Raw genomic sequence first — 26458 nt, forward strand, 5'->3', positions numbered from 1 at the left:
CCTCGCCTACTGCCCGCGCTTGGCCTGCGCCGCGAAGCGCACCGCCTCCTCCGCCGCCCGGAACAGGGCGCGCGCCTTGTTGACGCATTCCTGCTGCTCGGAGGCCGGATCGGAATCGTAGACGATGCCCGCGCCGGCCTGGACGTGCATGCGCCCGTCCTTCACCACCGCGGTGCGGAGCACGATGCAGGTGTCCATCTCGCCCCGCGCCCCGAAATAGCCGATGCAGCCGGCATAGGGCCCGCGCTTCTCGCGCTCCAATTCGTCGATGATCTCCATCGCCCGCACCTTCGGCGCCCCCGAGACGGTGCCGGCGGGAAAGCCCGCACTCAGCGCGTCGAGGGGATCGTGCGCCGGGTCGAGGTCGCCCTCGACGTTCGACACGATGTGCATCACGTGGCTGTAGCGCTCGATGAAGAACTGGTCGGTCACCCGCACGCTGCCGATCCGCGAGACGCGGCCGGCGTCGTTGCGGCCGAGATCGAGCAGCATCAGGTGCTCGGCCCGCTCCTTCGGATCGGCCAGCAGCTCCTCGGCCAGCGCCCGGTCCTCGGCGGGCGTGGCGCCGCGCCGCCGCGTGCCGGCGATCGGGCGCACCGTCACCACGCCCTCGCGCACCCGCACCAGGATCTCCGGCGAGGAGCAGACGATCTGGAAGGCCTCGAAGTCGAGGTAGCACAGGAACGGCGCCGGGTTGGTGCGCCGGAGCGAGCGGTAGAGGGCGAAGGCCGGCAGGGTGAACGGCGCCTCGAAGCGCTGCGACAGCACCACCTGGAAGACGTCGCCCGCGACGATGTACTCCTTGGCCCGCGCGACCATCGCCGCGAACCGGTCCGGCGGCGTGTTCGAGACGGGCTCGGGCGGGGCGACGGCCGCGAGGTCGACCCGCGCCTCGATCGGCAGCGGCCCTTCGAGGGCCGCGGCGACCCGGTCGAGCCGGCCGAGCGCCTCCTCGTAGGCGGCGCGGGGCGCGACGCCCGGGGCCGGGCGCACCGGCGAGACCACGGTGATCAGGTCGCGCACCGCGTCGAACACCACCATCACCCGCGGGCGGACCAGGATCGCGTCCGGCACGCCGAGCGGGTCGGGGTTCGGCTCGGCCAAGCGCTCCATCGCGCGGACCATGTCGTAGCCGAGATAGCCGAACAGGCCGGCGGCCATCGGCGGCAGGTCGCGCCCCGCATCCTCGGCGATGGCGCTCTCGGCGATCAGCGCCCGCAGGCTCGCGAGCGGCGCCCGGTCGTCCGGCTCGAACCGGGTGAGGTCGGCGCCGCGGGCGAGCGCCGGCCGGCCGTCCCGGCAGCGCCAGATCAGGTCGGGGTCGAGGCCGATCATCGAGTAGCGGCCGCGCACCGCACCGCCCTCGACCGATTCGAGCAGGAAGGCGGGCCCGGCGTGCCGGGCGCGCAGCTTCAGGAAGGCGGCGACCGGCGTCTCCAGGTCGGCCACCAGGGTGATTTCGAGGAGCGCCGGACGGCCCGCCTCGTAGGCGGCGCGGAAGGCGTCGAAGTCGGGCGCGTCGGACATCGCCGCGCTCAGAACTCGCCGCCGAGCGCCCGGCGCAGGGCCGCCTGATCGACGGTCACGCCGGCGTTCTTCTGCACCTCGCCGATGAACTCGCCGAGCACGTCGTCCGACAGGGCGGTCTGGAAGCTCTGGGTGATCGTCCGGTCGCTCGGGCTGCCGGCCGCGGTGGCGGGCATCGTCGCCCCGGTCACCTTGAACACCGCGCGCCCGTCGCCGGAGGCCGCGGTGCCGGCCTTGCCCACCGCGGTGGCGAAGATCAGGTTCACCACGTCGGCCGTGAGCTGGTCCTTCGGCTGGTTGCGCGTCAGGTCGGACGCCGATTCGGCGTTGACGCCCGCGTCCTTGGCCACCGCCTCGACGGTCTCGCCCTTGTCGAGCCGCTCCACCAGCTCGCGGCCCTTGGCCTGGAGACGCTTGGCGGTCTCGGCGGCGGTCCAGCCGGCCTTCACCGCGTCCCTCACCTCGTCGAACGGCTTGTCGTGGGCCGCGTCGATGCCGGTCACGTCGTACCAGACGTAGCCGCCGGACTTGGTGCGCAGGGGCTCGTTGTCGCCGCCGATCTCGGCGCGGAACACGGCCGGGAGGGTGGTGTCGGGGTCCGGGATGCCGGCGACGCGCTGCCCGTCCGGGGCGCGGCCCTGGGCGTCCACGGCCTTCACCGCGACGAGGCTCAGGCCGCGCTCGGCGGCGATGTCGGCGAGCGGCTTGGCGCCCGCGCGCTGGTCCTCGATCGCGTCGCGGGCCGTCTCCAGGCCGTCGCGGGCGCGCTGGAGCGCCAGCCCCTTGCGGATCTCGCCCTCCACCGCCTCGAACGGCTTCACCGTGCCGGGCTCGATCTTCGTGACCCGCAGCAGCACCGTGCCGAAGCGGCCCTGGACCGGCTGGCTGACGCCGCCTTCCGGCAGGGCGAAGGCCGCGTCGGCCACCGCGCGGTCGAACAGCTCGGTCTTGGTCAGCGTGCCCAAGGTCAGGTCCTTGCCGTCGGTGCCGCGCGCCTCGGCCACGGCCTCGAAGGTCTTGGACCCGTCCTCGATCTCCTTGCGCGCCGCCTCGGCGGATGCGGCATCGGGGAAGACGATCTGCTGGATCGTGCGCTTCTCGGGGCTGCCGTAGCGGCTCTTGTTCAGCTCGTAGGCCTTGTGCAGGTCGTCCGCGCTGACGGCGTCCGGCTTGGCCATCTGCTCGGGATCGACGACGAGCAGGTTGACGGCGCGGTATTCCGGCGCGCGGAAATTGCCCTTGTTGGCCGCGTACCAGGTCTTCAGCTCCTCCTCGCTCGGCTCGGGGATCTGCCCCGCGGCCGAGGGCGGCAGGATCAGGTAATCGGCCGCGCGCCGCTCGGTGGTGTAGCGGTGCACCGCGTCGCGCAGGGCCGTCGGCACAGGCAGATCGGCCGAGACGGCCTCGGCGAGCTGGAGGCGGGCGATGACCGAGCGCTGCTCGCGCACGAACATCGGCTCGTTCAGCCCGGCCCGCTGCAGGGTCTGGTAGAACAGCGCCGGGTCGAACTGGCCCTGCGCGTTCTGGAAGCTCTTCTCCTCGTGGATCGCGCGGATCACCGAGGCGTCCGGCACGGCGAGGCCGAGGTCGCGGGTCTTCTGGTCCAGCGCCGCCTCGGTGATGAGCTGCGACATCACCTGCCGGTCGAGGCCGAGCATCCGCGCCTGATCGGGGGTGATCGCCCGCTTGAGCTGCGCCTGATAGCGCTGGAGCTGGTTCTGGTAGGCCTGCCGGACCGCCTCGGCGGTGATCGGCGTGCTGCCGACCTTGGCCACCGTGTTGCTCGCGCCGCCGCGGAAGAACTCCTCCACGCCGAAGATGCCCACGCCCGCGATGAGCAGCGTGAAGATGATCGTCAGCACGATCTTTCCGAGCCAGTGCTGGCTGGCGTTGCGGATGCCCTGGAGCATGGTGTCTCGGTCGCGCCTCGGCCGCCGCCCGGACGGGGCGGGCGGTGTTGTCCTGAAGAGCGCCCGCGATAGACCATCGGCGCTCCGCGGGCAAAGGCCGCGCTCGCGGGCGCGGTCCGGAGAACGCCGCGCGCCCAAGGCGGCGGATCCCGTGGACGGCGCGGCCCGCGGCGTTTGCGCGCCCAAGCTTGCTCTGGTAGGCCCGCGGCCACCCCTGAGCGACGGCGGCGGAGCGAGGCGAGCGATGACGCGCACCGGACGGCGGCCCCTGGTCGCCGGCAACTGGAAGATGAACGGCACGCGGGCCTCGATCCCCGTCGTCGAGGCGATCCGCGACGGGCTGTCGCCGGACCTCGCCTCCGGCATCGACGCGCTGATCTGCCCGCCCTCCACGCTCATCGGATCCTGCGTGGCGGCGACCTACGGCTCGTCGGTCGCGATCGGCGGCCAGAACCTGCACGCCCGGCCGAGCGGCGCCTTCACCGGCTCGATCTCGGCAGAGATGCTGGCCGACCTCGGCGCCAAGTACGTCATCGTCGGCCATTCCGAGCGGCGCGCCTACCACCACGAGACCGACGACGGCGTCCACGCCAAGGCGCTCGGCGCCCGCCGCGCCGGCCTGTGCGGCATCATCTGCGTGGGCGAGACCATCGAGGAGCGCGAGCAGGGCCGGGCGCTGGACATCGTCCGCGCGCAGCTCGCCATCGGCCTGCCGAAGGGCGCCACCAGCGCCGACACGGTGATCGCCTACGAGCCGGTCTGGGCGATCGGCTCGGGCCGCACGCCGACGCCGAAGGACATCGCCGAGGTCCACGCGTCCCTGCGCGAGATGCTCGACAAGCTCGCGGGCGACGAGGCGGGGCGGATCCGCATCCTCTACGGCGGCTCGGTCAAGCCCGGCAACGCCCGCGAGATCCTGTCCGTCGACAACGTCGACGGCGCGCTGGTCGGCGGCGCGAGCCTCGTCGCCGAAGATTTTCTGGGGATCTGCGCCGCCTACGCGTGAGGTCTCAACGCGTGAGGTCGCGTCCCTGCCGCCGGTCCCGCCCGTCGGCGGGGACCGGCGGCGGTCGCCCTCACAGCTTGTAGGCCTGCCGGGCGAGCAGCCGCCAGCGACCGCCGTCCCGGTGCCAGACCTGCATCACGCCGATATGCACCGGGGTGGTCTTGCCGTCCGCGGTCGACTCGCCGTCGAACACGTGGCGGGCGATGGCGTCGTCGCCCACCACCGAGACCGTCTGTTTCGACAGGGTGATGCTCGGGAAGGCGGAGCGGCGGCTGGCGATCGCGTCGACGAAGGCCGCCTTGTCCTCGATCTTGCCGCCGGAATGACCGTAGCTCAGGCCGTCGAGGGTCAGCGCGTTGAGCGCCGGGCCGTCGGCGGCGAGCATCGCCTTGGTCAGCGAATCGACGGCGGCCTCGACCTCGGCCTTCGCATCCCCCTTGGCATCCCCCGCGGCGTGGGCGGCCCCCGAGACCAGGGCTGCGGCGAGCCCGGCGGCGAGCAGGGCGCGGCGCGGTTGCGACATGGCGAGACTCGACATGGCGGTCCTCCTGTATCCGCGGCGTCTCTGCGGCGCGCCGTCGGTGGCGCCACGCTAGAGCAGGCCGGGGCGCGCCGCGAGGGGGAAACGGCCCGTCCTCCGCCGGTTGGCGGGGGACCGCATCTGGTGTAAGGCCCCAGCCAAACGGACCGGGCGCGCGAGCGCCGTCCGAGCCCGCGCCCGCGATCCCCCGAGGGTCCGCGCCCGGGGCAAGATGCCGGAACCCCGATGCAGACCGTCCTGATCGTCGTCCACCTCATCATCGTCCTCGCGCTGATCGGCGTCGTGCTGCTCCAGCGCTCGGAGGGCGGCCTCGGGCTCGGCGGCGGCGGCAGCGGCGGCGTCGCCGGCTTCATGACCGGCCGCGGCCAGGCCAACGCGCTGACCCGGGCGACCGCGATCCTCGCCACCCTGTTCTTCGCCACCAGCATGACGCTCGCCGTGCTGTCGCACCGCTCGGCCGCGCCGAAGTCGATCATCGACACCGGCGCCGCCGGCCAGCCGGCCAAGCCCGGCGACAAGCCCGCGGGCGCCGACAACCTGCTCGACACGCTGCGCAACGCGCAGGATCGGGCCCCCGCGACCGCCCCGGCCCAGCCGGCGGTCCCCGAGGCGCCGCAGTCGCGCTGATCCCGCGGCCCCGTCCGGGGGCGCGCACAAACGCAATCGACGGTTGATTGTCGCGGACCGGCACGATCCCCAGGGATCGCACCGGGCCGCGCGGCGGCCGTTTGGCAAACGTCGACAGCTCCCTTATGGACCGAGGCCCATGACGCGGTACGTCTTCATCACCGGCGGCGTGGTTTCCTCCCTCGGCAAGGGGCTCGCCTCGGCGGCCCTCGCGGCCGTGCTCCAGGCCCGGGGCTACCGGGTTCGGATGCGCAAGCTCGACCCCTACCTGAACGTCGATCCGGGCACGATGAGCCCGACGCAGCACGGCGAGGTGTTCGTCACCGACGACGGCGCCGAGACCGACCTCGATCTGGGCCACTACGAGCGCTTCACCGGCGTGCCGGCGAGCCGTGCCGACAACATCACCACGGGGCGGATCTACCAGGAGATCATCGCCAAGGAGCGCCGGGGCGACTACCTCGGCGCCACGATCCAGGTGATCCCGCACGTCACCAACGCGATCAAGGACTTCGTGCTCGACGGCAACGACGCCTTCGACTTCGTGCTGGTGGAGATCGGCGGCACGGTCGGCGACATCGAGGGGCTGCCGTTCTTCGAGGCGATCCGCCAGCTCGGCCAGGAGCTGCCGCGGGGCACCACCGCCTACGTCCACCTGACGCTGCTGCCCTACATCCCGTCCGCGGGCGAATTGAAGACCAAGCCGACGCAGCACTCGGTGAAGGAGCTGCGCTCGATCGGCATCCAGCCCGACATCCTGCTCTGCCGCTGCGACCGGCCGATCCCGGACGACGAGCGCCGCAAGCTCGCCCTGTTCTGCAACGTGCGCGAGACCGCGGTGATCGAGGCGCGCGACGTCGCCTCGATCTACGACGTGCCGCTGTCCTACCGCACCGCCGGCCTCGACCGGGAGGTGCTCGGCCATTTCGGGCTGGAGCACGGGGGGGAGCCGGATCTCGCACGCTGGCGCACGATCTCCGAGCGGGTGCGCAACCCCGAGGGCGAGGTCTCGATCGCCATCGTCGGCAAGTACACGGGGCTCAAGGACGCCTACAAGTCGCTGATCGAGGCGCTGACCCACGGCGGCATCAGCCACCGGGTGAAGGTCAACCTCGAATGGATCGAGGCGGAGGTGTTCGAGCGCGAGGACCCGGCTCCGTTCCTGGAGGGGCTGAACGGCATCCTCGTGCCCGGCGGCTTCGGCCAGCGCGGCGCCGAGGGCAAGATCCGCGCGGCCCGCTACGCCCGGGAGAAGAAGATCCCCTATCTCGGCATCTGCTTCGGCATGCAGATGGCGGTGATCGAGGCGGCGCGCTCGCTCGCCGGGATCGCCGAGGCCAACTCCACCGAGTTCGGCGAGACCTCCGAGCCGGTGGTCGGCCTGCTGACCGAGTGGCTGAAGGGCAACGAGCTGGAGCGCCGCGCGGCCGAGGGCGATCTCGGCGGCACCATGCGGCTCGGCGCCTACGACGCCTACCTGCGGCCCGACACCAAGATCGCGCAGATCTACGGAACGGAGCAGATCTCGGAGCGGCACCGCCACCGCTTCGAAGTCAACATGGCCTACCGGGATCGGCTGGAGGCCAAGGGCCTGCGCTTCTCGGGCCTCTCGCCGGACGGCCTGCTGCCGGAGACGGTCGAGCATGTCGGCCACCCGTGGTTCATCGGCGTGCAGTTCCACCCGGAGCTGAAATCCCGGCCGTTCGAGCCGCACCCGCTGTTCAGGGGCTTCGTCGGCGCGGCGATCGAGCAGAGCCGGCTGGTGTGAGACGGCGCAGCGCTCTCCCTCCCCCCTCTGCGGGGGAGGGTGGGCCTCGCGTCAGCGAGGGTCGGGAGAGGGGAGCCCGGCTTCCGGTAATACCAACGGCCGGAACCGCTGACTCTTCCTGCCCCCCGGCCGTTGGCAAGCGTGAAGACGCGCCGCCGCCGATGCGGCGGGCGGCGCCCGACGTGTCAACGGCGGGCGCCACGGGTATAAGATCGCTGCGGCTCGTGCCGGGCGTCAGTCCTGCACCGTCGCTCCCCTCTCCCGACCCGCTTCGCGGGCCACCCTCCCCCGCAGAGGGGGGAGGGAGACGGCGCGTTCGCCTAACCCTTCCCGTGCGTCAGAAGTCCAGAGGGTTGCACGCCCCCGCGGCGCCGCGCCGCTTCTCGCGCGCCCGGCGCGGCCCTATCTCGGCTGAGCCGTGACCGAGATCCTGTTCTACCACATGCAGCGCCAGCCCCTGGAGAAGGTGCTGCCGAGCCTCGTCGAGCGCTCGCTCGGCCGGGGCTGGCAGGCCGCGATCCAGGCGGCGAGCGAGGAGCGGCTGGCCGCCCTCGACGACCACCTCTGGACCTATTCCGACGAGAGCTTCCTGCCGCACGGCACCGACCGCGACCCGGACGCGGCTGGCCAGCCCGTCGTGCTCACCTTGCGCGACGTGAACCCCAACGGCGCCTCGATCCGCTTCCTCGTGGAGGGCGCCGACCTGCCGCCCGATGCCGGGGCTTACGAGCGGATCTGCATCCTGTTCGACGGCACGGACCAGGACGCGCTGCTGCGCGCCCGCGAGCAGTGGCGGCAGGCGAAGGAGGCGGGCCACGCCGTGGCCTACTGGCAGCAGGACGAATCCGGCCGCTGGAACAAGAAGGCGTGAGGATGTCGCCGATGCCCCGTCTCGCCGCCGCCGCCCTGGCGCTCGCGCTCGCCCTGCCCCAGCCGCTGGCCGCGCAGGAGAACCCGCACGGCGCACAGCCGGCGGAGCGCCAGCGCCCCGCGGAGGGCCGGCGGCTGCCGCCCGATTCGACGACGCAGCAGAGCGTGACGCTGCCCGATGGCCGGAAACTCGACTTCACCGCCACCGCGGGCAGCCTGCCGCTGGTCGACGAATCGGGAAAACTCCAGGCCGAGATCGGCTTCGTCGCCTACACGATGGCCCCGCAGGCGGGCGCCGCGCGCCCGGTCACCTTCGCGATCAACGGCGGACCCGGCGCGGCCTCGGCCTACCTGAACATCGGCGCGATCGGCCCGTGGCGGCTGCCGGTGGACGGCGACAGCATCAGCCCGTCGCAGACGGTCGCGCTGGTGCCGAACGACGGCACGTGGCTCGACCTCACCGACCTCGTGTTCATCGACCCCGTCGGCTCCGGCTACAGCCGCGCCGCGGACGGCGACGCCAAGAAGTACTGGGGCGTCGACGCCGACGCCTCGGTGCTGGCGGCGGCGATCGCCCGCTACCTGCGGGTCAACGGCCGCGAGGCCAGCCCGAAATTCTACGTCGGCGAGAGCTACGGCGGCTTCCGCGGCCCGCTCATCGCGGGCAAGCTCCAGGAGGAGATCGGCGTCGGGCTCTCGGGGATGGTGCTGCTCTCCCCCGTGCTCGATTTCGGCTGGCTCCAGGGGCCGCGCACCAACCCCTGGGGCTACGTGCTGCGCCTGCCCTCGCTGGCGGCCGGCGCCCTGGAGCGGACCGGGACCGTCCCGACCTCCGCCCTGCTCACGGATGCGGAGGGCTACGCCACCGGCCCCTACCTCGCCGACCTGCTCAAGGGACCGGGCGACACCGGGGCGGTGGCGCGGATGACCGAGCGCGTCGCGCCGCTGACCGGCCTCGATCCGGCCTACGTTCGGAGCCTCGGGGCGCGGCTGACCACCCACGGGGTCCAGCGCGAGATCGACCGGGCGGCGGGGCGCGTCGCCTCCGCCTACGACACCGGCATCACCGGCTGGGACCCGAACCCGGACGCGCCGTCCTCGAACTTCGACGACCCGCAGCTCACCGCGCTCCAGGCGCCGCTGACGAGCGCGATGCTCGACCTCTACGCCCGGGTCCTGAAATGGCCGGTGCCGAACCTGCGCTACGAGTTGCTGAATTCCGCGGTCAACCGCGCATGGTCCTGGGGCTCGGGCCGGCAGGCGCCGGAAGCGCTCTCCGCCCTCAAGGGCGCGCTGGCCCTCGACGGCAACCTGCGCGCCCTCGTCGTCCACGGCTTCACCGACCTCGTGACGCCCTACTTCGCCTCGAAGCTGCTGCTCGCCCAGGTGCCGCCCTACGGCGGCGGCCGGCTGAACCTCGCGGTCTATCCCGGGGGCCACATGTTCTACAGCCGGGCCAATTCCCGCGCCGCCTTCAAGCGGGACGTGTCGGCGCTGTACGAGGCGGCGCTGAAGGCTCGCGACGCGGGCGCGGCCAAGCCCGCCGGCGCGCCGGCCGAGGGCCTGCGGGAGCCGCGCTGACGGAATCGGGGGGCGCCGCGCGCCGCCTCCGTTGTGCCCGGGCGCGGCTGCGGCTACAACGAGTCCGTGACGGTGCCCCGGAGACGGGGTGAAAAGGGAATGCGGTGAGGGCTCCTCGGAGTTCGAACCCGCGGCTGCCCCCGCAACTGTGAGCGGCGAGCGCCCGCCAGCGCCACCGGAGCGATCCGGGAAGGCGGTGGGCGCGCCCGAGCCGCGAGCCAGGAAACCTGCCGTCACGACAGGCACCACGAACGCCGCCGGTGGGGCGGCCGGAGAGCACCATGACCAGCCAGTCCATCACGACCCCCGCCCTCGCGCCCGTCGCCGTCCGCTCCAGCGAGCGCCTGATCGCCGCCGCGCTCGCCGCCTTCCTCGGCCTCGGCCTCGTGTTCATGGCGGGCTTCTCGCCGGCCAGCGCCCTGCACAACGCGGCGCACGACTTCCGGCACACCCAGAACTTCCCCTGCCACTGACGCCCGCCCGAACGGGATGATCCTCCGGCTTCTGTCGGCGGCGCTGGCCGCCGGCTTCCTCGCGGCCGTCGTCACGACCGGCCTCGAACTCACCCTGACCTCGCCGCTGATCATCGCGGCCGAAGCCTACGAGACGCAGGGCACCCAGCGGGCGGCGCAGGCTTCGCCGGCCGGGCTGCCGATCGTGCCGGCCCATGACGTGCACGCCCGTGTGGTGCAAGCCCGTATCGTGCAGGTCCATGCCGGCCACGACCACGGTGCTCCCTCGGCCGCGCCTGCGTGGCAGCCCGGCGAGGGCCTGCCGCGCATGGCGTTCACCGGGCTCGCGACCCTCGTCGGCGCGGTGGGCTACGCCCTGCTGCTCGGCGCGGTGATGCTCGCCTGCGGCCGCACGCCGACGCCCGAGACGGGGCTGGCCTTCGCGGTGGCGGGCTTCGCCAGCGTCGCCCTCGCCCCGGGCCTCGGCCTGCCGCCGGAGCTTCCCGGCAGCGCCGCCGCGCCGCTGGCCGCCCGGCAGGCGTGGTGGGTGATGACCGCCGCGCCCACCGGCATGGGCTTGTACCTGATCGGCGTGCGCCGCTCGCTCATCGCCATCCTCGGCGGCCTCGTGCTGATCGTCGTGCCGCACGTGGCCGGCGCCCCCCAGCCGCCCGCGGAGACCTCGGAGCTGCCGGCGGCGCTGGCCGCGCAGTTCGCCGCCCGCTCGCTCGCGGTGAGCTTCGTGTTCTGGGCGCTGATCGGCCTCGGCCTCGGCTGGGCGTGGCAGGGCTTCTCCGCACGCGGCCGCGAGGCGGCCCGTGCCTGAGACCGTCCTCTACGTCTGCGCCACCTGCCGTCGCGAGGGCGACGATCCGGAGGGCCCGCGCGCCGGCGCCCGCCTGCTCGACGCCCTGCGCGCGCGGGCCGAGGGGGTGCGGGTCGAGCCGGTCGAGTGCCTGTCGGTGTGCAAGCGCCCCTGCACGGTGGCGGTGGCCTCCCCCGGCCGCTGGACCTACGTCTACGGCGACCTCGACCCGGCCGAGCAGGCCGGCGTCATCCTGGAGGGGCTCGCGGCCTACGCGGCGACCCCGGACGGCATCGTGCCGTGGAAGCAGCGCCCGGCCGCCTTCCGCAGCGGCGTGATCGCCCGCATCCCCCCGTTCCCGCCGCCGGTCGGCACCCGTGAGGCCGCGGAATGAGCATCGTCGAGAAGATCCCCTGCACCATCGTCACCGGCTTCCTCGGGGCCGGCAAGACGACGCTGGTGCGCCACGTGGTCGAGAACGCCCGCGGGCGCCGGCTCGCCATCCTCGTCAACGAGTTCGGCGATGTCGGCTTCGACAAGTCGTTCCTGGCCGCCTGCGGCGTCGAGGGCTGCACCGAGGACGCGATCGTCGAGCTGCCGAACGGCTGCATCTGCTGCACCGTGGCCGACGACTTCGTGCCGGCCCTGGAGACGCTGCTCGGCCGCGCCGACCCGCCCGAGCACATCCTGATCGAGACCTCCGGCCTCGCCCTCCCGAAGCCCCTGGTCCAGGCGTTCCAGTGGCCGGCGATCCGCTCGCGGGTGACGGTGGATGGCGTCGTCGCGGTGGTCGATGGCCCGGCGGTGGCGTCCGGCGCCTTCGCCGAGGACCCGGAGGCGCTCGCCGCCCAGCGCGCGGCGGACGCGGCGGTCGATCACGACAACCCGCTGGAGGAGGTGTTCGAGGACCAGCTCCTCTGCGCCGACCTCGTGGTGCTCAACAAGGCCGACCTCCTCGACGCCGACGCCCGCGCCCGGGTGCGCGCCGAGGTCGAGGGCCACCTGCCCCGCGCCGTGAAGTTGATCGAGACCGAGAACGGCCGCATCGACCCGCGCGCCCTGCTCGGGCTCGGCGCGGCCGCCGAGGACGACCTCGCCAACCGCCCCTCCCACCACGGCGAGGGCGAGGACCACGACCACAACGACTTCGAGACCGTGGCGCTCCCCGTGCGCGAGGCGGCGACCGCGGGCGACCTCGCCGCCCGGGTCGAGCGCGCCGCCGAGACGGCCGGCGTGCTGCGGATCAAGGGATTCGTGCCGGTGGAGGGCAAGCCGATGCGCCTCGTGGTGCAGGGCGTCGGCCGCCGCGTGACCCACCATTTCGACCGGCCCTGGCGCGCGGGCGAGGACCGCGACGGCCGCCTCGTGGTGATCGGCCTGAAGGGTTTCGACCGGGACGCCGTCGCCGCGGCGCTGGCGGGCTGAGTTCGGCGGAATAGGGTATGATCGCGCGGTTGGAGCGTCGCGGCGGATGCTGGACCGCAAGCCGGAACCGATGAGCGTGGCGGCGTTCTTCGCCTGGGCGGAGACGCAAGCGGAGCGCTACGAGCTGGTCGGCGGCGTGCCGGTCCGGATGATGGCCGGCGCGCGCAACGTCCACGACGACATCGTGGTCAACCTGCTCGCCCTGCTGCGCGGCGCGCTCCGCGGCAGCGGCTGCCGTCCGTTCACGGGCGACGGCAGCGTGGAGACCCTGCCCGGGCAGATCCGCCGGCCGGACGTGGGCGTCGATTGCGGCGCCCGCGACCCGGCGGCGATGCAGGCGGCCGAGCCGCGCCTCGTCGTCGAGGTGCTCTCGCCCACCACCCGGGACTTCGACGCCTTCGCCAAGCTCGCCGAGTACAAGACCGTGGCGAGCCTCACCCACATCCTGCTGGTGGAGCCGAACGCCGCCGAGATTCGCCTGTGGTCCCGCGGCGCGGACGGCGCGTGGGCGGAGGCGCGGGTCGCCGGCCTCGACGCCGCGGTGGCGCTGCCGGGGCTCGGCCTCAGCCTGCCGCTCGCCGAGATCTACGACGGCGTGAGCTTCCCGGCCCGGCCGCGACTGGTCGCCCACGACCCGGCGGACGATCCCGCCGCGAACGGCTGAGGAGGCGCCGATGCACCTCCTGCGCGTCGACACGGTCTCCCTCGACGAGGGCGAGGCGGCGGTCGACCTCGGCCAGGAGCCGGGGGAGATCGTGGTCCTGTCGTTCACCGACAGCGACCTCGCGGGCGTCGCGCGGGCGTACGCGGCCGAGCCCGGCCTGCCGACCCTGCGGCTCGCCAAGCTCGCCAAGCTCCGCCACCCGATGTCGGTCGATCTCTACGTCGAGCGGGTGGTGGCGCGCGCGAAGGCCGTGGTGATCCGCTGCCTCGGCGGGCTCGACTACTGGCGCTACGGGGTGGAGCGCTGCGCCGCCGCCGCCCGCGCCCACGGGGTCGCGCTGGCGGTGCTGCCGGGCGACGACCGGCCGGACCCACGGCTCGCCGCGCTCTCGACCGACCCCGAACTCGCCGCGCGCCTCGACGGCTACTTCCGCGCCGGCGGGCCGGACAACCTGCGCCGGATGCTGCGCTGCCTTGCCGCCCGGATCGGCTGGGGCGGCGCCGTGGAGGCGGCGCAACCCCTGCCCCGCGGCTTCGCGTGGTGCCCCGGATGCGGGACCCTGCCGCTCGACACCGCACTCGCCGCAGCCCGCACGCCGGTGCCGCTGGGTGGAGGCGAAACCCAGAAAAAACCCGTGGCGCTGATGATCGTCTACCGCTCGGCGGTGCTCGGCGGCGACACCGAGGTGTTCACTGCCCTGGAGGCCGCGCTGCGCGCCCGCGGCATCGGTGTGCTGACGCTCGCCGTGTCGAGCCTGAAGGAGCCCGAGGCCGCGGCCGTCGTCGCGGAGGCCATCGCGGCGCGGCGGCCGAATCTGGTCATCGCGGCAACCGCCTTCTCGGCGCGTGAGGACACGGCCTTCGCCCTCGACCGGGCGGATTGCCCGGTGCTCCAGGCCTTCACGGTGGGCGCGCCGCGCGCCGCGTGGGAGGCGTCCGCCCGCGGCCTCGGTGCGGCCGACCTCGCGATGCAGGTGGCACTCCCTGAGTTCGACGGGCGGCTCTCGGGCTTCCCGATCTCGTTCAAGGAGGAGGCGCCGGAGGCGGCGGGCTTCTCCGAGCGCCGGGCGGTGCCCTTCGCCCCCGGCATCGCCGCCCTGGCCGAGCGCGCCGCCGGCTGGCTGCGGCTCGCCGCGCGCGCGCCCGCCGAGCGCCGGGTCGCCGTCGTGCTGTCCGACTATCCCGCCCGCGGCGGCCGGGCCGGCTTCGCGGTGGGCCTCGACACCCCTGAGAGCGCCCGCGCGGTTTTTTGCGATCTCGCCGAAGCGGGCTACGCGGCCGACGCGCTGCCCGAGCCCGGCGCGCTGATGGCGGCGCTCACCGAGGGGCCGGCGGAGTTCACCGTCGCGCTGGCGGACTATACGGCATGGCTCGCCACTCTGCCGGAGGCCCCTCGCGCGGCGCTCGCGGACGCCTGGGGTGCGCCGGAGACCGACCCGATCTGCCGCGACGGAAAAGAATTCCGGTTCCGGCGGGTGGGCGGCGCCTGCGCGGTCTTCCTCCAGCCCGACCGCGGCCGCGACCCCGACCGCAAGGCCGGCTACCACGATCCCGACTGCGTCCCGACCCACGCCTACCTCGCCTTCCACCTCGGCCTCCGAGAGGCCTTCGATGCCTTGGTGCAGCTCGGCACCCACGGCACGGCGGAGTGGCTGCCGGGCAAGGCGGTCGCCCTGTCGCCGACCTGCTGGCCGGCGCTCTGCGTCGGCGCGCTGCCGGTCATCTACCCGTTCATCGTCGACGATCCGGGCGAGGCGGCGCCCCTCAAGCGGCGGCTCGGCGGGATCGCGCTCGGACACCTGACGCCGACGGTCGCGCGCGACGGGCTGCCGCCGGAGACGGCGCGGCTGCGCCAGCTCGTGGAGGAGTACGCCGAATCGACCGTCCTCGACCCGCGCCGGGCACGGCTCGTCGCCCGCGCCATCCTCGACGAGGCGGAGGCCGCCGGGCTGCTCGCCGGCGCCGGGATCGCCCCGGACACGCCCGTCGAGGACGCGCTGACGGCGCTGGACGCCCATCTGTGCGACCTCGGCGAGACCGCGTTCCGCGACGGGTTGCACGTCTTCGGGCGCGCGCCCGACGACGACCCCGAGGCGGTCCGGACGAGCGCGGCCGGCGAGCGCGCCGGGCTGCTCGCCGCCCTCGACGGCCGCTTCGTGGCCCCCGGTCCCGCCGGCTCGCCCTCGCGCGGGCGGACCGACGTGCTGCCCACCGGGCGCAACCTCGCGACCCTCGATCCCCGGGCGATCCCGAGCCGGGCGGCGGCGCTGCTCGGCGAGACCGCCGCCGCTTCGGTGGTGACGCGCTACCTCCAGGACGAGGGCGAGTACCCGGCCCGGATCGTCATGGACCTCTGGGCCTCCCCGACGCTCCGCACCGGCGGGGAGGACGTGGCCCACGCGCTCGCCCTGATGGGGGTGCGCCCGACCTGGGACAACGCCAGCACCCGCGTCACCGGCTTCGAGATCACCCCGCTCGCGACCCTCGGCCGGCCGCGGATCGACGTGACCTGCCGCGTCTCGGGCGCCTTCCGCGACACCTTCCCCGACACGCTGGCGCTCCTCGACCGGGCCGCCCGGGCCGTGGCCGAGCGCGACGAGGAGGATGCCGACAACCCGCTCGCCGCCGCCCGCCGCCGCGGCGAGGCGGGCACCCGCGTCTACGGCGCCGCCCCTGGCCGCTACGGCGCGGGGGCGGCAGCGACCGCCCTCGACGGGCCGTGGGAGGCGCGGGGCGATCTCGGGCGCGCCTACCTCGCGGCGAGCGGCTACGCCTACGGCGACCGCGAAGGGCCGGACGCCGCCTTCGCCATCCGGGTCGCGGCGGCCGACGCCTATCTCCACGCCTTCGACGCGGCCGAGCGCGACCTGTTCGACGGCGATGCCGCCGTCGACGCGATGGGCGGGTTCGCCGCCGCCGCCGCGCTCGAAGGCGGCGTGCCGACCCTCTACAGCCTCGACGTGTCGGTGCCCGAGCGGCCCAAGGCCCGCACCGCCCGCGAGGATGCGGCACGCCTGATCGGCGCCCGGCTCGCAAATCCGCGCTGGATCGCGGCGCAGCTCCGCCACGGCTACCGCGGCGCCCAGGAGCTGGCGCAGGGGCTCGACGCCGTGTTCGTGCTCGCTGCCGCGAGCGACGCCGTGACGGATGCCGGCTTCGAGCGGCTCTACGCCGCCTGGATCGCCGATCCCGAGACCTTCGACCGGCTGCGCGCGGCCAACCCCGCCGCGACCCGCGCGATCCTCGACCGGTTCGACGAGGCCCGCGCCCGCGGCCTGTGGCGCAGCCGCCGCAACGCGCTCCCGGCCGACGCACTGATGGCGGAGGCGGCCGAGTGAGCGCCGCCCGCCGCGCCCTGCCCGAGTCCCCCGCCCGCCGCGGCTGGTGCCCGGGCCTGTCCCGGCCGATGCCGACCGGCGACGGCCTGCTGGCGCGGGTCCACCCGCCGCTCGGGATCCTGACCCTGCCCCAGGCCCGCGCCGTGGCGGAGGGCGCGCGGCGCTTCGGCAACGGCCACATCGACCTCACCGCCCGGGCGAACCTCCAGATCCGCGGCGTCTCGGAGGCGACCCGCGGTCCCCTCGCCCGCCTGCTGGAGGCCGCCGGCCTCGGCGACGCCCGCGCCGACGGCGGCCCGCAGCGCCTGACGCTGACGGGCCCGCTCGCCGGCCGCGACCCGGCGGAGATCGTGGACGTGGCCGCCCTCGCCCGGGCGATCGAGGCTGCCGGGCGCGCCGTGCCGGGCCTGCCGGCCAAGACGCTGGTCGCGGTCGAGGGCCGCCCCGGCGCGCCGCTGCCCGACGCCGATTTTTTCGTGTTCGCGCTGGCTCCCGATCGCGTCGGCCTCGCGGTCTCTGGCACGGACGGCCTGCACGAGCTTGGGACTTGCGCGGCCGGGGATGCGCCCGGGGCTGTCGGCACCCTGCTCGCGGCGTTCGTCGCGAGCGGACGGCGTCGGGCGCGTGATCTCTCGGAAACCGAGCGCGCGACGCTGGTCACGCCAGTCTCCGACCTCAACGCACCATCCCCTCCCCCCTCTGCGGGGGAGGGTGGCCCCCGAAGGGGGTCGGGAGAGGGGAGCGCCGTGTCCGGAGAGGCCGCGACGGGCGCCACAATCTCCGGCGTCGCGCTGCCCCTCTCCCCCCCTGCTCCGCAGGGTACCCTCCCCCGCACAAGGGGGAGGGAGAGCGACGGCATCGGCGAAGCGTACCCGCTCGCCGGCATCTCGGCCGTGTCCCCCGGCCTCACAGCCCTCGCGCTCGACGCGCCCTTCGGCCGCTGCACCGCGGACGCCCTCGATCGCCTCGCCGACGTCGCGGCGACGCTCGGCGCGGCGGAGATCAGGCTCTCCCCCACCCGCGGCTTCGTACTGCTGACGGCAGATGCGGCGCGCGCCGCGTCCGTCCTCGCCGAACGCGCCGACGCCTTCGTCACCGCGCCGGACGATCCCCGCCGCGCGGTCGCCGCCTGCACCGGCGCCCCGGCCTGCGCCTCCGGCACCACGCCGACGCTGATCGACGCCGACCGGATCGCCAGGGAATTCCGACCGCTCGCGGCGCGAGGCCTGTCCGCCCACGTCTCCGGCTGCGCCAAAGGCTGCGCCCGGCCCGCTCCCGCCGACCTGACGCTGGTCGGCCGGGATGGGCGCTACGGGGTGTTGGTCGGCGGAGCGCCCGGCGACGCGCCCGGCTTCCACCTCCCTATCGAGGCGGCGCTGGAGCGGATAGGAAAGGCGGCTATCGTCGGGCTCGCCGCCGCCTTCGCGCCGGAGGCCGGGACCGTGGGGAGGGATCGGAGACCGGGATGAGCGCGAGCCAGAACGCCCTGCGCCAGAAGGGGTTGAGCGAGCCGACGCCGGAGACCTCGCGCTACGACTACGTCCGCGACGGCGGCGCGATCTACGCGCGCTCCTTCGCGATGATCCGCGCCGAGGCCGACCTCGCGCGCTGGTCGGGGGCGGCCGAGCGCGTGGTGGTGCGGATGATCCACGCCTGCGGCATGACCGACCTGCCGGGTGACGTCGAGATGGCGGAGGGCTTCGCCGAGGCCGGCGTCGCGGCGCTGAAGGCCGGCGCACCGGTGCTGTGCGACGTGCACATGGTCGCCGACGGCGTCACCCGCGCCCGGCTGCCCGCGAACAATTCGGTGATCTGCACCCTGCGCGACCCGCGCGTGCCCGATCTCGCCCGTCAACTGGACACGACCCGCTCGGCGGCGGCGATGGAGCTGTGGCGGGAGCACCTGCCGGGCAGCGTCGTCGCGGTCGGCAACGCGCCAACCGCCCTGTTCCGGCTGCTCGAACTCCTGGACGCCGGCGTCGCCCCCCCGGCCGCGGTGGTCGGCATCCCCGTGGGCTTCGTCGGCGCCGCGGAGTCGAAGGAGGCGCTGGCCCGCGACGGCCGGGTGCCGTTCGTCGTCGTGCACGGCCGCCGCGGCGGCAGCGCGATGGCGGCGGCCGCCGTCAACGCCCTGGCGAGCGAGATCGAGTGATGGACGGGCTGATGACCCTCGACCGGCCGGAGGAGGACGCCCCCGCCCACGCGGTCACCGGCACGCTCTACGGCGTCGGCATGGGACCGGGCGACCCGGACCTGCTCACGGTCAAGGCGCTGCGGGTCCTCCAGCGGGCACCGGTGCTGGTGCATTTCTGCAAGCGCGGCCGGCGCGGCAACGCCCGGACCATCGCCGACGCGATCCTGCGCGATCCCGCGCGCGAGATGGCCCTGGCCTACCCCTACACCACCGAGATCCACCCCGAGCACCCGGACTACGTGGCCGCGCTCGCCGCGTTCTACGACGACGCGGCCGGGCAGCTCGCCGACCACCTCGGCGCGGGGCGCGACGTGGCGATCCTGTCCGAGGGCGACCCGTTCTTCTATGGCTCGTTCATGCACCTGTGGCGCCGCCTCAAGGACCGCTTCCCCGTGGAGGTGGTGCCGGGGGTGACCGGCATGTCCGGCTGCTGGACCCGGGCCGGCACGCCGATCACCTGGGGCGACGACGTGCTCACCGTCTTGCCCGCCACCCTGCCGGAAGCCGTCCTGGCCGAGCGTCTGCGCGGCACCGACGCGGCGGTGGTGATGAAGCTCGGCCGCCACCTGCCGAAGGTCCGCGCCGCGCTCGCCGCGGCGGGGCTGCTGGCCCGTGCCGTTTACGTCGAGCGCGGCACCATGGCCGGCGAGCGGGTGATCCCCCTCGACCGCAAGCCCGACGACGAGGCCCCCTACTTCTCGATGGTGCTGGTGCCCGGCGAGGGCCGCAGGCCGTGAAGACCCCGCGATGACCGGCAGCCTCACCGTGGTCGGCCTCGGCCCCGGCGACGCGGGCCTGCTGACCGAGTCCGCCCGCCGCGCCCTCGACGCGGCGGAGGATCTCGTCGGCTACGTTCCCTACGTCGCCCGCGTGCCGGAGCGCCCCGGCCTCGTCCGCCACGCCAGCGACAACCGCGTCGAGATCGACCGTGCCCGGCACGCGCTGGAGCTGGCCGCCTCCGGCCGGCGCGTCGCGGTGGTGTCGGGGGGCGATCCCGGCGTGTTCGCGATGGCGGCCGCCGTGTTCGAGGCGGTGGAGCACGGCGAACCCGGCTGGCGCGACCTCACGATCACCGTCGAGCCCGGCATCACCGCGATGCTCGCCGCCGCCGCCCGGCTCGGAGCGCCGCTCGGGGGCGACTTCTGCGCCCTGTCGCTGTCGGACAACCTCAAGCCGTGGCCGGTGGTGACCGCGCGGCTGGAGGCGGTGCTGCGCGCGGATCTCGTGGTCGCGCTCTACAACCCGATCTCCTCGGCCCGACCCTGGCAGCTCGGTGCGGCGTTCGAGATCGCGGCAGGGATCCGCGCCCCCGAGACGCCGGTGATCTTCGCCCGCGCGGTGAGCCGCCCGGACGAGGCGATCCGCGTGACGACGCTCGCCGAGGCGAGCCACGCCCCGGCCGACATGGCGACCGTCGTCATCCTCGGCGCCTCGGGGACCCGGCTGATCCCGCGCGCGGGCAAGGCGCCCTACGTCTACACGCTGCGCAGCGTGGCGGCGGTATGAGCGCGGCGCGCCCCGCATCACCCCCTCCCCCCGCTGCGGGGGAGGGTGGCCCTCGCATGAGCGAGGGTTGGGAGAGGGGAGCACGGCCTCCGGACGTGGCTGCATCGGCACGGACACAGCCGTGTTCGGAGCCGGCGCTCCCCTCTCCCCCGCTGCTGCGCAGGGTACCCTCCCCCGCAGAGGGGGGAGGGAGAGCGGCGCGTGTCCCAATCTCAGATCCGCTCCGCCAGCAGCCACCGCAGCGCCGCGTCGGCATCCGCCACGCTTGCCACGTTCGGCTTGTCCGGCCGCCGGACCATCACCACCGGGAGCCCGAGCGCCCGCGCCGCCGCGATCTTGCCGTAGGTCGCCGCCCCGCCCGCGTTCTTGCTGACCACGATCTCGACCCCGTGCGCGCGCATCAGCGCGGCTTCGGCCGCCGCGTCGAAGGGCCCGCGCGCCTCGATCGCGGTGAGCCGCGGCACCGGCAGGGCCTCGCCCAGCGGCTCGACGGTGCGGGCGAGGTAGGCGTGCTGCGGCGCCGCCGCGAAGGACCCGGCTTCCTGCCGCCCGATCGTCAGAAAGATTCTTTTGGGACTTGGGCCGAGCGCGCCGACAGCCTCGGCGATGCTGTCGACCTCCGTCCACGCGTCGCCCGGCTCCCTCGTCCAGGCCGGGCGGCGGATCGCCAGCAGCGGCACCCCGACCCGCCCCGCCGCCGCGGCCGCGTTGGCCGAGATACGGGCGGCGAAGGGATGCGTCGCGTCGATCAGCCGGTCGATCGCTTCCGCGGCCAAGTAGCGGGCGAGCCCGTCGACGCCGCCGAAGCCGCCGACGCGTGTCGGCACCGGCTCGGGCTTGGGCGCCGCGGTCCGTCCGGCCAAGGACAGCGTCACGAGAAAATCCGGCCGGCCAGCGAGCGCCCGCACCAGCGCGCTCGCCTCCGTGGTGCCGCCGAGGATCAGGACGCGGGTCGGGCGGGAGGGCATGGCCGCCTTGTCCACGCCCGCTGAGCCCCTGTCGAGCCGCTGGCTGGCGATCGTCGGCATCGGCGAGGACGGACGGGCCGGGCTCTCGCCCGCCGCCGCTGCCGCCCTCGACGCGGCGCGGGTGGTCTACGGCGGCCGGCGCCATCTCGCGCTGGCCGCGCCGCTCGCCGCGGATGCCCGGCCCTGGCCGAGCCCGATCCACGCGGCCTACCCGGGGATCCTGGCCCGGCGGGGCGAGCCCACCTGCATCCTCGCCACCGGCGACCCGTTCCACTACGGCATCGGCGCCGAGATCGCCCGGCTGGTGCCGGCCGACGAGATCCGCGCCTTCCCCCAACCCTCCGCCTTCAGCCTCGCCTGCGCGCGGCTCGGCTGGCCGCTGGCCGAGTGCGGCCTCGTCACCCTGCACGGCCGGGCGCTGACCCGGATCGTCCCGCACCTGTGCGCGGGCGCCCGGCTCCTCGTGCTGTCCTGGGACGGCGAGACCCCGGCCCAACTCGCCGCCCTGCTGGTCGAGCGCGGCTTCGGCGCCTCGACCGTGACGGTGCTGGAGGCGATGGGCGGCCCGCGCGAGCGGCTCCGCACCGCGCGCGCAGAGGCGTTCGGCCTCGCCGGGATCGACCCGCTCAACACGGTGGCGCTGGCGGTCGCGGGCGACGGCGCCGGCCTGCCGCTCAGCCCCGGCCTGGACGACGGCCTGTTCGAGAACGACGGCCAGCTCACCAAGGCCGAGATCCGGGCACTCACCCTCATGGCCCTGCGCCCGCAGCCCGGCCAGCACCTGTGGGATGTCGGCGCGGGCGCCGGCTCGGTCTCGATCGAGTGGATGCTGCGCGACCCGTCGCTCCGCGCCACCGCGATCGAGGCGCGCGAGGCCCGCGCCGATCGCATCCTCCGCAACGCGCAGATCTTCGGCGTGCCCGACCTCGCTCTGGTGCGGGGCATGGCACCCGCGGCGCTCGCCGGCCTGACGGCGCCCGACGCGGTGTTCGTCGGCGGCGGCGTCTCCGAGCTGGGCCTTCTCGACGGGATCGCGGCCGCGCTGAAGACCGGCGGCCGCCTCGTCGCCAACGCCGTCACGCTGGAGGGCGAGGCGGCCCTGCTCGCCGCGTTCGCCGCCCGCGGCGGGACGCTCCGGCGCTACGCGGTCGCCCGGGCCGACCCGGTCGGCGGGATGCACGGCTGGCGCGCGGCGATGCCGGTGACCCAGTGGGCCTGGACCCGGCCGTGAGCGGTCTCGTCGCCGGCATCGGCTTCCGCCGCGGCACCGACGCCGCAGAGATCTTTGCGCTGATCGCGCGCGCGCTGGCCTCGGCGCAGGCGGGCCCGGAAGATCTGCGCGCGGTCGCCACCGCCGCGGACCGGGCGTGCGAGCCGGCGATCCGGGACGCCGCCGCCCGGTTCGGGCTCGCGCCCGTCGCGGTCGAGCCCGCCGCGCTCGCCGCCTGCGACGCCCGCGTGCCGACCCGCTCGGCCCGGATCGAGGCCCTGCGCGGCGTCGGGTCGCTCGCCGAGGCCGCGGCGCTCGCCGCCGCGGGCCCGGACAGCCATATCGTCCTCGCCCGCATCGCCAGTGCCGGCGCGACCTGCGCCCTGGCGGGGGGCGTCCCGCAATCCGGAGCCGAAGTCCCAAGAGAATGACGGTCCACTTCATCGGTGCCGGCCCCGGCGCCGCCGACCTGATCACCGTGCGCGGCCGCGACCGCATCGCGGCCTGCCCGGTCTGCCTCTACGCGGGCTCCCTCGTGGCCCCGGAGATCCTCGGCTGGTGCCCGCCCGGCGCACGGATCGTCGACACCGCGCCCCTCGACCTGGACGCCATCATGGGGGAAATCGAGGCCGCCCACGCCCGCGGGCAGGACGTGGCCCGGCTGCACTCGGGGGACCTGTCGATCTGGAGCGCGCTCGCCGAGCAGACCCGGCGCCTCGACCGGCTCGGCATCCCCTACACGGTCACCCCCGGCGTGCCCGCCTTCTCCGCCGCGGCCGCATTGCTGGGGCGGGAGCTGACGGTGCCGGGGCTGACGCAATCCGTCGTCCTCACCCGCACCTCGGGCCGCGCCAGCGCGATGCCCGAGCGCGAGACGCTCGCCGCCTTCGCCGCGACCGGGGCGACGCTCGCCGTCCACCTCTCGATCCATGTGGCCGAGCGGGTCGCCGCGGAGTTGATCCCCTTCTACGGCGCGGATTGCCCGGCGGCGGCCGTGTTCCGGGCGTCCTGGCCGGACGAGCGCGTGCTGACCGGCCGGCTCGCCGATCTGCCCGGCCTGGTGGCGGAAGCGGGGATCGAGCGCACCGCCCTGATCCTCGTCGGCCCGGCGCTCGATCCCGGCGCGTTCCGCGAGAGCGCGCTCTACGCCCCCGACTACGACCGGCGCTACCGGCCGGGCGGGTCGGTCGGCATCGTCGCGGACGAGCTTACGGGAGAGCGCCGATGAGCGCCCCCGGCCTCCTCGTCGCCGCGCCGCGTTCCAGCTCGGGCAAGACCACCGTGGCGCTCGCGCTGATGCGTGCCCTGCGCCGCCGCGGCCTGCGGGTGCGCGGCGCCAAGTGCGGGCCGGACTACATCGACCCCGCCTTCCACCGCGCCGCCACCGGCGCCCCGAGCTTCAACCTCGACAGTTTCGCGATGGCCCCGCCGCTCCTCGACGCCCTGGCGGGGGCGAGCGCGGCGCAGGCCGACCTCGTGGTCGCGGAAGGCTCGATGGGCCTGTTCGACGGGGTCCGCGCCGCCGAGAGCCGCACGGGGGCCAACGCCGATATCGCCGCCCGCTACGGCTGGCCGGTGGTGCTGGTGGTCGACGTGTCGGGGGCGGCGCAGTCGGCCGCCGCGGTCGCGCTGGGCTGCCGGCTTTACGACCCGCGGATCCGGATCGCCGGGGTGATCCTCAACAAGGTCGCGAGCGCTCGCCACCGCCGCCTCGTCGAGGCCGGGATGGAGCGCGCCGGCCTGCCGGTTCTCGGTGCACTGATGCGCGAGGCCGGCCTCGTCCTGCCGGAACGTCATCTCGGCCTCGTCCAGGCCGGCGAGACCGCCGATCTCGACGCCCGTCTCGACCGCCTCGCGGAGCTGGCCGAGGCCGGCATCGACCTCGACGCGGTGGTCGCGGTGGCCAGCGGCGCGGTGCCGGAAGCGGGCGGCGCCCTGCCCCGCCCGCCCGGCCAGCGGATCGCGGTCGCGCAGGACGCGGCCTTCAGCTTCCTCTACCCCCACCTGGAGGTGGGCTGGCGGGCCGCCGGCGCGGAGCTGGTGCCGTTCTCGCCGCTGGCGGACGAAGCGCCGCCGGACGACTGCGACGCCTGCTGGCTGCCGGGCGGATACCCGGAATTGCACGCCGGTCGCCTCGCCGCGGCGGGCAGGTTCCTCGGTGGGCTGCGCGCCTTCGCAGAGACCCGGCCGGTCCACGGCGAGTGCGGCGGCTACATGGTGCTCGGCCACAGCCTGGAGGACGCGGACGCGACCGTCCACGCCATGGCGGGCCTGCTGCCGGTCGCCACCTCCTACCGGAAGCGGCGGCTGCATCTCGGCTACCGGGTCGCGCACCTGTGCGCGGACGGGCTGCTCGGCGCACGCGACGGCCGCCTCGTCGGTCACGAGTTCCACTACGCGAGCGAGTGCTCCGAGCCGCCGCGCCTGGATCAGGCGCTGGCCCGGGTCACGGACGCGGAAGGCACCGATCTCGGCCTCGCCGGGCACAGGCTCGGCCGGGTGAGCGGCAGCTTCTTCCACCTGATCGCGGCGGACGGCTGATGCTTCCTCCGCTCGATCGAAGCGGAGGGCGCATCAGCCAGCCCGCGCGGGCTCACGAGAAGCCGCGCGCGACCGCGCCCGGCTTCTCATCCCCGGTCGTGATCCACCATCCGACGGGACGGCCTCCGGAGAGGCGCCTTCAGGCCGACGGGACGCTGTCCGAGACGGGCGCCGACGCAGTCTCGGACGCGGCCGCCCGAGCCTGGGCGAGGCGGGCCGCGCTGCGGACCAGGGCCAGCACGTCGCGCCGCATCTGCTCGTCCTCGATCTGCGCGTAGGCGCGCAGAAGCTCGATGGCGCCGTGCGCGTTCAAGAACCCGAACACGTCCTCGCGCGGACCGTCCGGGGTATCGTTCTCCTCGAAGAAGGCCGAGACCGGCACTTCGAGGAGTCGGGCGATCTCCCGCAGCCGGCCTGCGCCGACGCGGTTCTGGCCCTTCTCGTATTTCTGGACCTGCTGGAAGGTGACGCCGACCGCGTTGCCCAACGCGGTCTGACTCATGCCTCGCGCCTTGCGCAGTGCCGTGATCCGCAACCCGACGAGGCGATCCACGTCGGTGGTCTGTTTCGGCATCATTGGAGAGTATGTACCCTTTACATCGGGACGTCCGGCATCGCCGCGCGGATCCGGCGCCCTCTGATCGCCGTCGCTCCGCTTCGCCACCCGACCCTCGTTGCACGAACGTGCCGCCATCCGCGCATTCCGGCCCCTCCAACCGACCGCGCAACGACACGCCTACCGGAGGTAATTGGACACGAAGTCCTCAACCACCGCAAGCGGCACGATGGGGATTTTAGGTTAAGAAGCCGTAACCTGGAAACGTTGTTGCTGAAATGCCGACCGCCCTCACCCGTCCTGTCCGACCGGCGACTGACGAAGCCGCGGCAGAGAGCGCGGAGAAACAAGGACTTGCCGTGTTTGGGCTCGCCGGGAAACCGATTGCGGCAGTCCGGATATTGGCGCCGGGCGATCGCGGCGCGGCCGCCCTCGCCCCGGCCGCCGAACGGCCTAGATCCGTAGCGAATCCGGAGCCGCCGCGCGGCGCACTTGTGCCCAGGAGACCGCCATGTTCATCGCGATGAATCGCTTCAAGGTCGTCAAGGACGCGACCGCGGAGTTCGAGGCGGTCTGGCTCGGACGCGACAGTCATCTCGGCGAGATGGCGGGCTTCGTCGAGTTCCACCTGCTCCGCGGTCCCGAGAACGAGGACCACGTGCTCTACGCCTCGCACACGATCTGGCGCTCGCGGGCCGATTTCGAGGCGTGGACCCGCTCGGAGCAGTTCCGCAAGGCCCACGGCCGCGCCCCCTCGACCAAGCCGCTCTACCTCGGGCACCCGCAGTTCGAGGGCTTCGAGACCGTGCAGACCCTCGGCAAGGCCGCGCTCGCGAGCAGCGACGCCGCCTGACACCCTCTCGCGAGGCGGGGTCTTGCGAGGCGGGGTCTTGCGAGGCGGGCGATCACGTTCGCCCGTCCGCTCCGGATGTGACGGCGCCGGGCCGCACGCGGCCGGCCGAGTCGCCGA

25 protein-coding genes and 1 riboswitch are annotated in these 26458 nt (G+C 74.5%); of the genes, 20 read left to right on the plus strand and 5 right to left on the minus strand.

From position 1 onward, the window contains the following. Positions 1-6 precede the first annotated feature (6 nt). Together trpE and Q8W71_RS05865 are read right to left on the minus strand one after the other, a co-directional pair. Complete coding sequence (gene trpE / locus Q8W71_RS05860) at positions 7-1527, minus strand: anthranilate synthase component I (RefSeq protein ID WP_305524386.1); 1521 nt, start codon at positions 1525-1527, stop codon at positions 7-9. Positions 1528-1535: 8 nt separating this feature from the next. Continuing rightward, entirely contained in the window at positions 1536-3437 is a 1902-nt protein-coding gene (locus Q8W71_RS05865) for a peptidylprolyl isomerase (protein ID WP_305524387.1), read from the minus strand. 244 nt (positions 3438-3681) lie between these two features. Between Q8W71_RS05865 and tpiA the strand changes: the two genes are divergently transcribed. Next, on the plus strand, positions 3682-4443 hold the full coding sequence (gene tpiA, locus Q8W71_RS05870) for a triose-phosphate isomerase (protein ID WP_305524388.1): 762 nt from the start codon (positions 3682-3684) through the stop codon (positions 4441-4443). A gap of 70 nt (positions 4444-4513) precedes the next feature. Here the strand turns inward: tpiA and Q8W71_RS05875 are convergent, their stop codons facing one another. Next, positions 4514-4981 (minus strand): nuclear transport factor 2 family protein, encoded by a 468-nt coding sequence (locus Q8W71_RS05875; RefSeq protein ID WP_305524389.1) that lies wholly within the window; start codon positions 4979-4981, stop codon positions 4514-4516. A gap of 228 nt (positions 4982-5209) precedes the next feature. Between Q8W71_RS05875 and secG the strand changes: the two genes are divergently transcribed. The 14 genes from secG (at position 5210) to cobJ (ending at position 20213) form a co-directional block, all read left to right on the plus strand. Then, positions 5210-5611: a preprotein translocase subunit SecG gene (gene secG, locus Q8W71_RS05880; protein WP_305524390.1), complete on the plus strand. Its 402-nt coding sequence runs from the start codon at positions 5210-5212 to the stop codon at positions 5609-5611. A 139-nt stretch (positions 5612-5750) separates the two neighbouring features. Further along, entirely contained in the window at positions 5751-7379 is a 1629-nt protein-coding gene (locus tag Q8W71_RS05885) for a CTP synthase (RefSeq protein WP_305524391.1), read from the plus strand. A gap of 418 nt (positions 7380-7797) precedes the next feature. Then, positions 7798-8250: a DNA polymerase III subunit chi gene (locus tag Q8W71_RS05890; protein ID WP_305524392.1), complete on the plus strand. Its 453-nt coding sequence runs from the start codon at positions 7798-7800 to the stop codon at positions 8248-8250. 2 nt (positions 8251-8252) lie between these two features. Continuing rightward, positions 8253-9830 carry a S10 family peptidase gene (locus Q8W71_RS05895; RefSeq protein ID WP_305524393.1) on the plus strand — a complete coding sequence of 526 codons (1578 nt, stop codon included), beginning with the start codon at positions 8253-8255 and terminating at the stop codon, positions 9828-9830. A gap of 53 nt (positions 9831-9883) precedes the next feature. Next, positions 9884-10079: riboswitch (cobalamin riboswitch) on the plus strand. Between the two features lie 32 nt (positions 10080-10111). Further along, positions 10112-10303: a CbtB domain-containing protein gene (locus Q8W71_RS05900; RefSeq protein WP_305524394.1), complete on the plus strand. Its 192-nt coding sequence runs from the start codon at positions 10112-10114 to the stop codon at positions 10301-10303. 16 nt (positions 10304-10319) lie between these two features. Continuing rightward, complete coding sequence (locus tag Q8W71_RS05905) at positions 10320-11108, plus strand: CbtA family protein (RefSeq protein WP_305524395.1); 789 nt, start codon at positions 10320-10322, stop codon at positions 11106-11108. Next, positions 11101-11481 carry a DUF1636 domain-containing protein gene (locus Q8W71_RS05910; protein ID WP_305524396.1) on the plus strand — a complete coding sequence of 127 codons (381 nt, stop codon included), beginning with the start codon at positions 11101-11103 and terminating at the stop codon, positions 11479-11481. The genes Q8W71_RS05905 and Q8W71_RS05910 overlap by 8 nt, the downstream gene beginning before the upstream one ends. After that, positions 11478-12512, plus strand: a complete 1035-nt coding sequence (gene cobW / locus Q8W71_RS05915; RefSeq protein ID WP_305524397.1) for a cobalamin biosynthesis protein CobW — start codon at positions 11478-11480, stop codon at positions 12510-12512. The genes Q8W71_RS05910 and cobW overlap by 4 nt, the downstream gene beginning before the upstream one ends. A gap of 46 nt (positions 12513-12558) precedes the next feature. Further along, positions 12559-13176 carry a Uma2 family endonuclease gene (locus tag Q8W71_RS05920; protein WP_305524398.1) on the plus strand — a complete coding sequence of 206 codons (618 nt, stop codon included), beginning with the start codon at positions 12559-12561 and terminating at the stop codon, positions 13174-13176. 10 nt (positions 13177-13186) lie between these two features. Continuing rightward, positions 13187-16513, plus strand: coding sequence for a cobaltochelatase subunit CobN (gene cobN, locus Q8W71_RS05925; protein ID WP_305524399.1), 3327 nt, complete (start codon positions 13187-13189; stop codon positions 16511-16513). Continuing rightward, positions 16510-17982 (plus strand): precorrin-3B synthase, encoded by a 1473-nt coding sequence (gene cobG / locus Q8W71_RS05930; RefSeq protein WP_305524400.1) that lies wholly within the window; start codon positions 16510-16512, stop codon positions 17980-17982. The genes cobN and cobG overlap by 4 nt, the downstream gene beginning before the upstream one ends. Further along, complete coding sequence (locus Q8W71_RS05935; RefSeq protein WP_305524401.1) at positions 17979-18665, plus strand: precorrin-8X methylmutase; 687 nt, start codon at positions 17979-17981, stop codon at positions 18663-18665. The genes cobG and Q8W71_RS05935 overlap by 4 nt, the downstream gene beginning before the upstream one ends. Next, complete coding sequence (locus Q8W71_RS05940; protein WP_305524402.1) at positions 18665-19444, plus strand: precorrin-2 C(20)-methyltransferase; 780 nt, start codon at positions 18665-18667, stop codon at positions 19442-19444. The genes Q8W71_RS05935 and Q8W71_RS05940 overlap by 1 nt, the downstream gene beginning before the upstream one ends. 10 nt (positions 19445-19454) lie before the next feature. Then, on the plus strand, positions 19455-20213 hold the full coding sequence (cobJ, locus tag Q8W71_RS05945) for a precorrin-3B C(17)-methyltransferase (RefSeq protein WP_305524403.1): 759 nt from the start codon (positions 19455-19457) through the stop codon (positions 20211-20213). A 212-nt stretch (positions 20214-20425) separates the two neighbouring features. On the opposite strand, the gene Q8W71_RS05950 is transcribed toward cobJ, so the two are convergent. Next, complete coding sequence (locus Q8W71_RS05950; protein WP_305524404.1) at positions 20426-21181, minus strand: cobalt-precorrin-6A reductase; 756 nt, start codon at positions 21179-21181, stop codon at positions 20426-20428. Here Q8W71_RS05950 and cbiE point away from each other — a divergent pair. The 4 genes from cbiE to Q8W71_RS05970 are packed head-to-tail and all read left to right on the plus strand — an operon-like array spanning position 21180 to position 24932. Further along, positions 21180-22412, plus strand: coding sequence for a precorrin-6y C5,15-methyltransferase (decarboxylating) subunit CbiE (cbiE, locus tag Q8W71_RS05955; protein ID WP_305524405.1), 1233 nt, complete (start codon positions 21180-21182; stop codon positions 22410-22412). The genes Q8W71_RS05950 and cbiE overlap by 2 nt on opposite strands. Continuing rightward, positions 22391-22822, plus strand: a complete 432-nt coding sequence (locus Q8W71_RS05960; protein ID WP_305524406.1) for a cobalamin biosynthesis protein — start codon at positions 22391-22393, stop codon at positions 22820-22822. The genes cbiE and Q8W71_RS05960 overlap by 22 nt, the downstream gene beginning before the upstream one ends. After that, positions 22819-23619: a precorrin-4 C(11)-methyltransferase gene (cobM, locus tag Q8W71_RS05965; RefSeq protein WP_305524407.1), complete on the plus strand. Its 801-nt coding sequence runs from the start codon at positions 22819-22821 to the stop codon at positions 23617-23619. The genes Q8W71_RS05960 and cobM overlap by 4 nt, the downstream gene beginning before the upstream one ends. Beyond that, positions 23616-24932, plus strand: a complete 1317-nt coding sequence (locus Q8W71_RS05970; RefSeq protein ID WP_305524408.1) for a cobyrinate a,c-diamide synthase — start codon at positions 23616-23618, stop codon at positions 24930-24932. The genes cobM and Q8W71_RS05970 overlap by 4 nt, the downstream gene beginning before the upstream one ends. A gap of 139 nt (positions 24933-25071) precedes the next feature. Here Q8W71_RS05970 and Q8W71_RS05975 read toward each other — a convergent pair whose 3' ends face one another. Beyond that, the gene (locus Q8W71_RS05975) at positions 25072-25509 is read right to left on the minus strand and encodes a helix-turn-helix domain-containing protein (RefSeq protein ID WP_305524409.1); all 438 of its coding nucleotides are present in this window, start codon (positions 25507-25509) and stop codon (positions 25072-25074) included. Between the two features lie 490 nt (positions 25510-25999). On the opposite strand from Q8W71_RS05975, the gene Q8W71_RS05980 reads away from it, so the two are divergent. After that, on the plus strand, positions 26000-26341 hold the full coding sequence (locus Q8W71_RS05980; RefSeq protein WP_305524410.1) for an antibiotic biosynthesis monooxygenase family protein: 342 nt from the start codon (positions 26000-26002) through the stop codon (positions 26339-26341). The last annotated feature ends 117 nt before the right edge of the window (positions 26342-26458 follow it).

The sequence above is a fragment of the Methylobacterium amylolyticum genome, assembly GCF_030700245.1.
Lineage (GTDB): Bacteria > Pseudomonadota > Alphaproteobacteria > Rhizobiales > Beijerinckiaceae > Methylobacterium.

Coding starts and splice junctions, on each gene's coding strand:
- trpE (WP_305524386.1), bottom strand. CDS start 1,527: ATGTCCGACGCGCCCGACTTCGACGCCTTCCGCGCCGCCTACGAGGCG.
- Q8W71_RS05865 (WP_305524387.1), bottom strand. CDS start 3,437: ATGCTCCAGGGCATCCGCAACGCCAGCCAGCACTGGCTCGGAAAGATC.
- tpiA (WP_305524388.1), top strand. CDS start 3,682: ATGACGCGCACCGGACGGCGGCCCCTGGTCGCCGGCAACTGGAAGATG.
- Q8W71_RS05875 (WP_305524389.1), bottom strand. CDS start 4,981: ATGTCGAGTCTCGCCATGTCGCAACCGCGCCGCGCCCTGCTCGCCGCC.
- secG (WP_305524390.1), top strand. CDS start 5,210: ATGCAGACCGTCCTGATCGTCGTCCACCTCATCATCGTCCTCGCGCTG.
- Q8W71_RS05885 (WP_305524391.1), top strand. CDS start 5,751: ATGACGCGGTACGTCTTCATCACCGGCGGCGTGGTTTCCTCCCTCGGC.
- Q8W71_RS05895 (WP_305524393.1), top strand. CDS start 8,253: ATGTCGCCGATGCCCCGTCTCGCCGCCGCCGCCCTGGCGCTCGCGCTC.
- Q8W71_RS05900 (WP_305524394.1), top strand. CDS start 10,112: ATGACCAGCCAGTCCATCACGACCCCCGCCCTCGCGCCCGTCGCCGTC.
- Q8W71_RS05905 (WP_305524395.1), top strand. CDS start 10,320: ATGATCCTCCGGCTTCTGTCGGCGGCGCTGGCCGCCGGCTTCCTCGCG.
- cobW (WP_305524397.1), top strand. CDS start 11,478: ATGAGCATCGTCGAGAAGATCCCCTGCACCATCGTCACCGGCTTCCTC.
- Q8W71_RS05920 (WP_305524398.1), top strand. CDS start 12,559: ATGCTGGACCGCAAGCCGGAACCGATGAGCGTGGCGGCGTTCTTCGCC.
- cobN (WP_305524399.1), top strand. CDS start 13,187: ATGCACCTCCTGCGCGTCGACACGGTCTCCCTCGACGAGGGCGAGGCG.
- Q8W71_RS05935 (WP_305524401.1), top strand. CDS start 17,979: ATGAGCGCGAGCCAGAACGCCCTGCGCCAGAAGGGGTTGAGCGAGCCG.
- Q8W71_RS05940 (WP_305524402.1), top strand. CDS start 18,665: ATGGACGGGCTGATGACCCTCGACCGGCCGGAGGAGGACGCCCCCGCC.
- cobJ (WP_305524403.1), top strand. CDS start 19,455: ATGACCGGCAGCCTCACCGTGGTCGGCCTCGGCCCCGGCGACGCGGGC.
- cbiE (WP_305524405.1), top strand. CDS start 21,180: ATGGCCGCCTTGTCCACGCCCGCTGAGCCCCTGTCGAGCCGCTGGCTG.
- Q8W71_RS05950 (WP_305524404.1), bottom strand. CDS start 21,181: ATGCCCTCCCGCCCGACCCGCGTCCTGATCCTCGGCGGCACCACGGAG.
- cobM (WP_305524407.1), top strand. CDS start 22,819: ATGACGGTCCACTTCATCGGTGCCGGCCCCGGCGCCGCCGACCTGATC.
- Q8W71_RS05970 (WP_305524408.1), top strand. CDS start 23,616: ATGAGCGCCCCCGGCCTCCTCGTCGCCGCGCCGCGTTCCAGCTCGGGC.
- Q8W71_RS05975 (WP_305524409.1), bottom strand. CDS start 25,509: ATGATGCCGAAACAGACCACCGACGTGGATCGCCTCGTCGGGTTGCGG.
- Q8W71_RS05980 (WP_305524410.1), top strand. CDS start 26,000: ATGTTCATCGCGATGAATCGCTTCAAGGTCGTCAAGGACGCGACCGCG.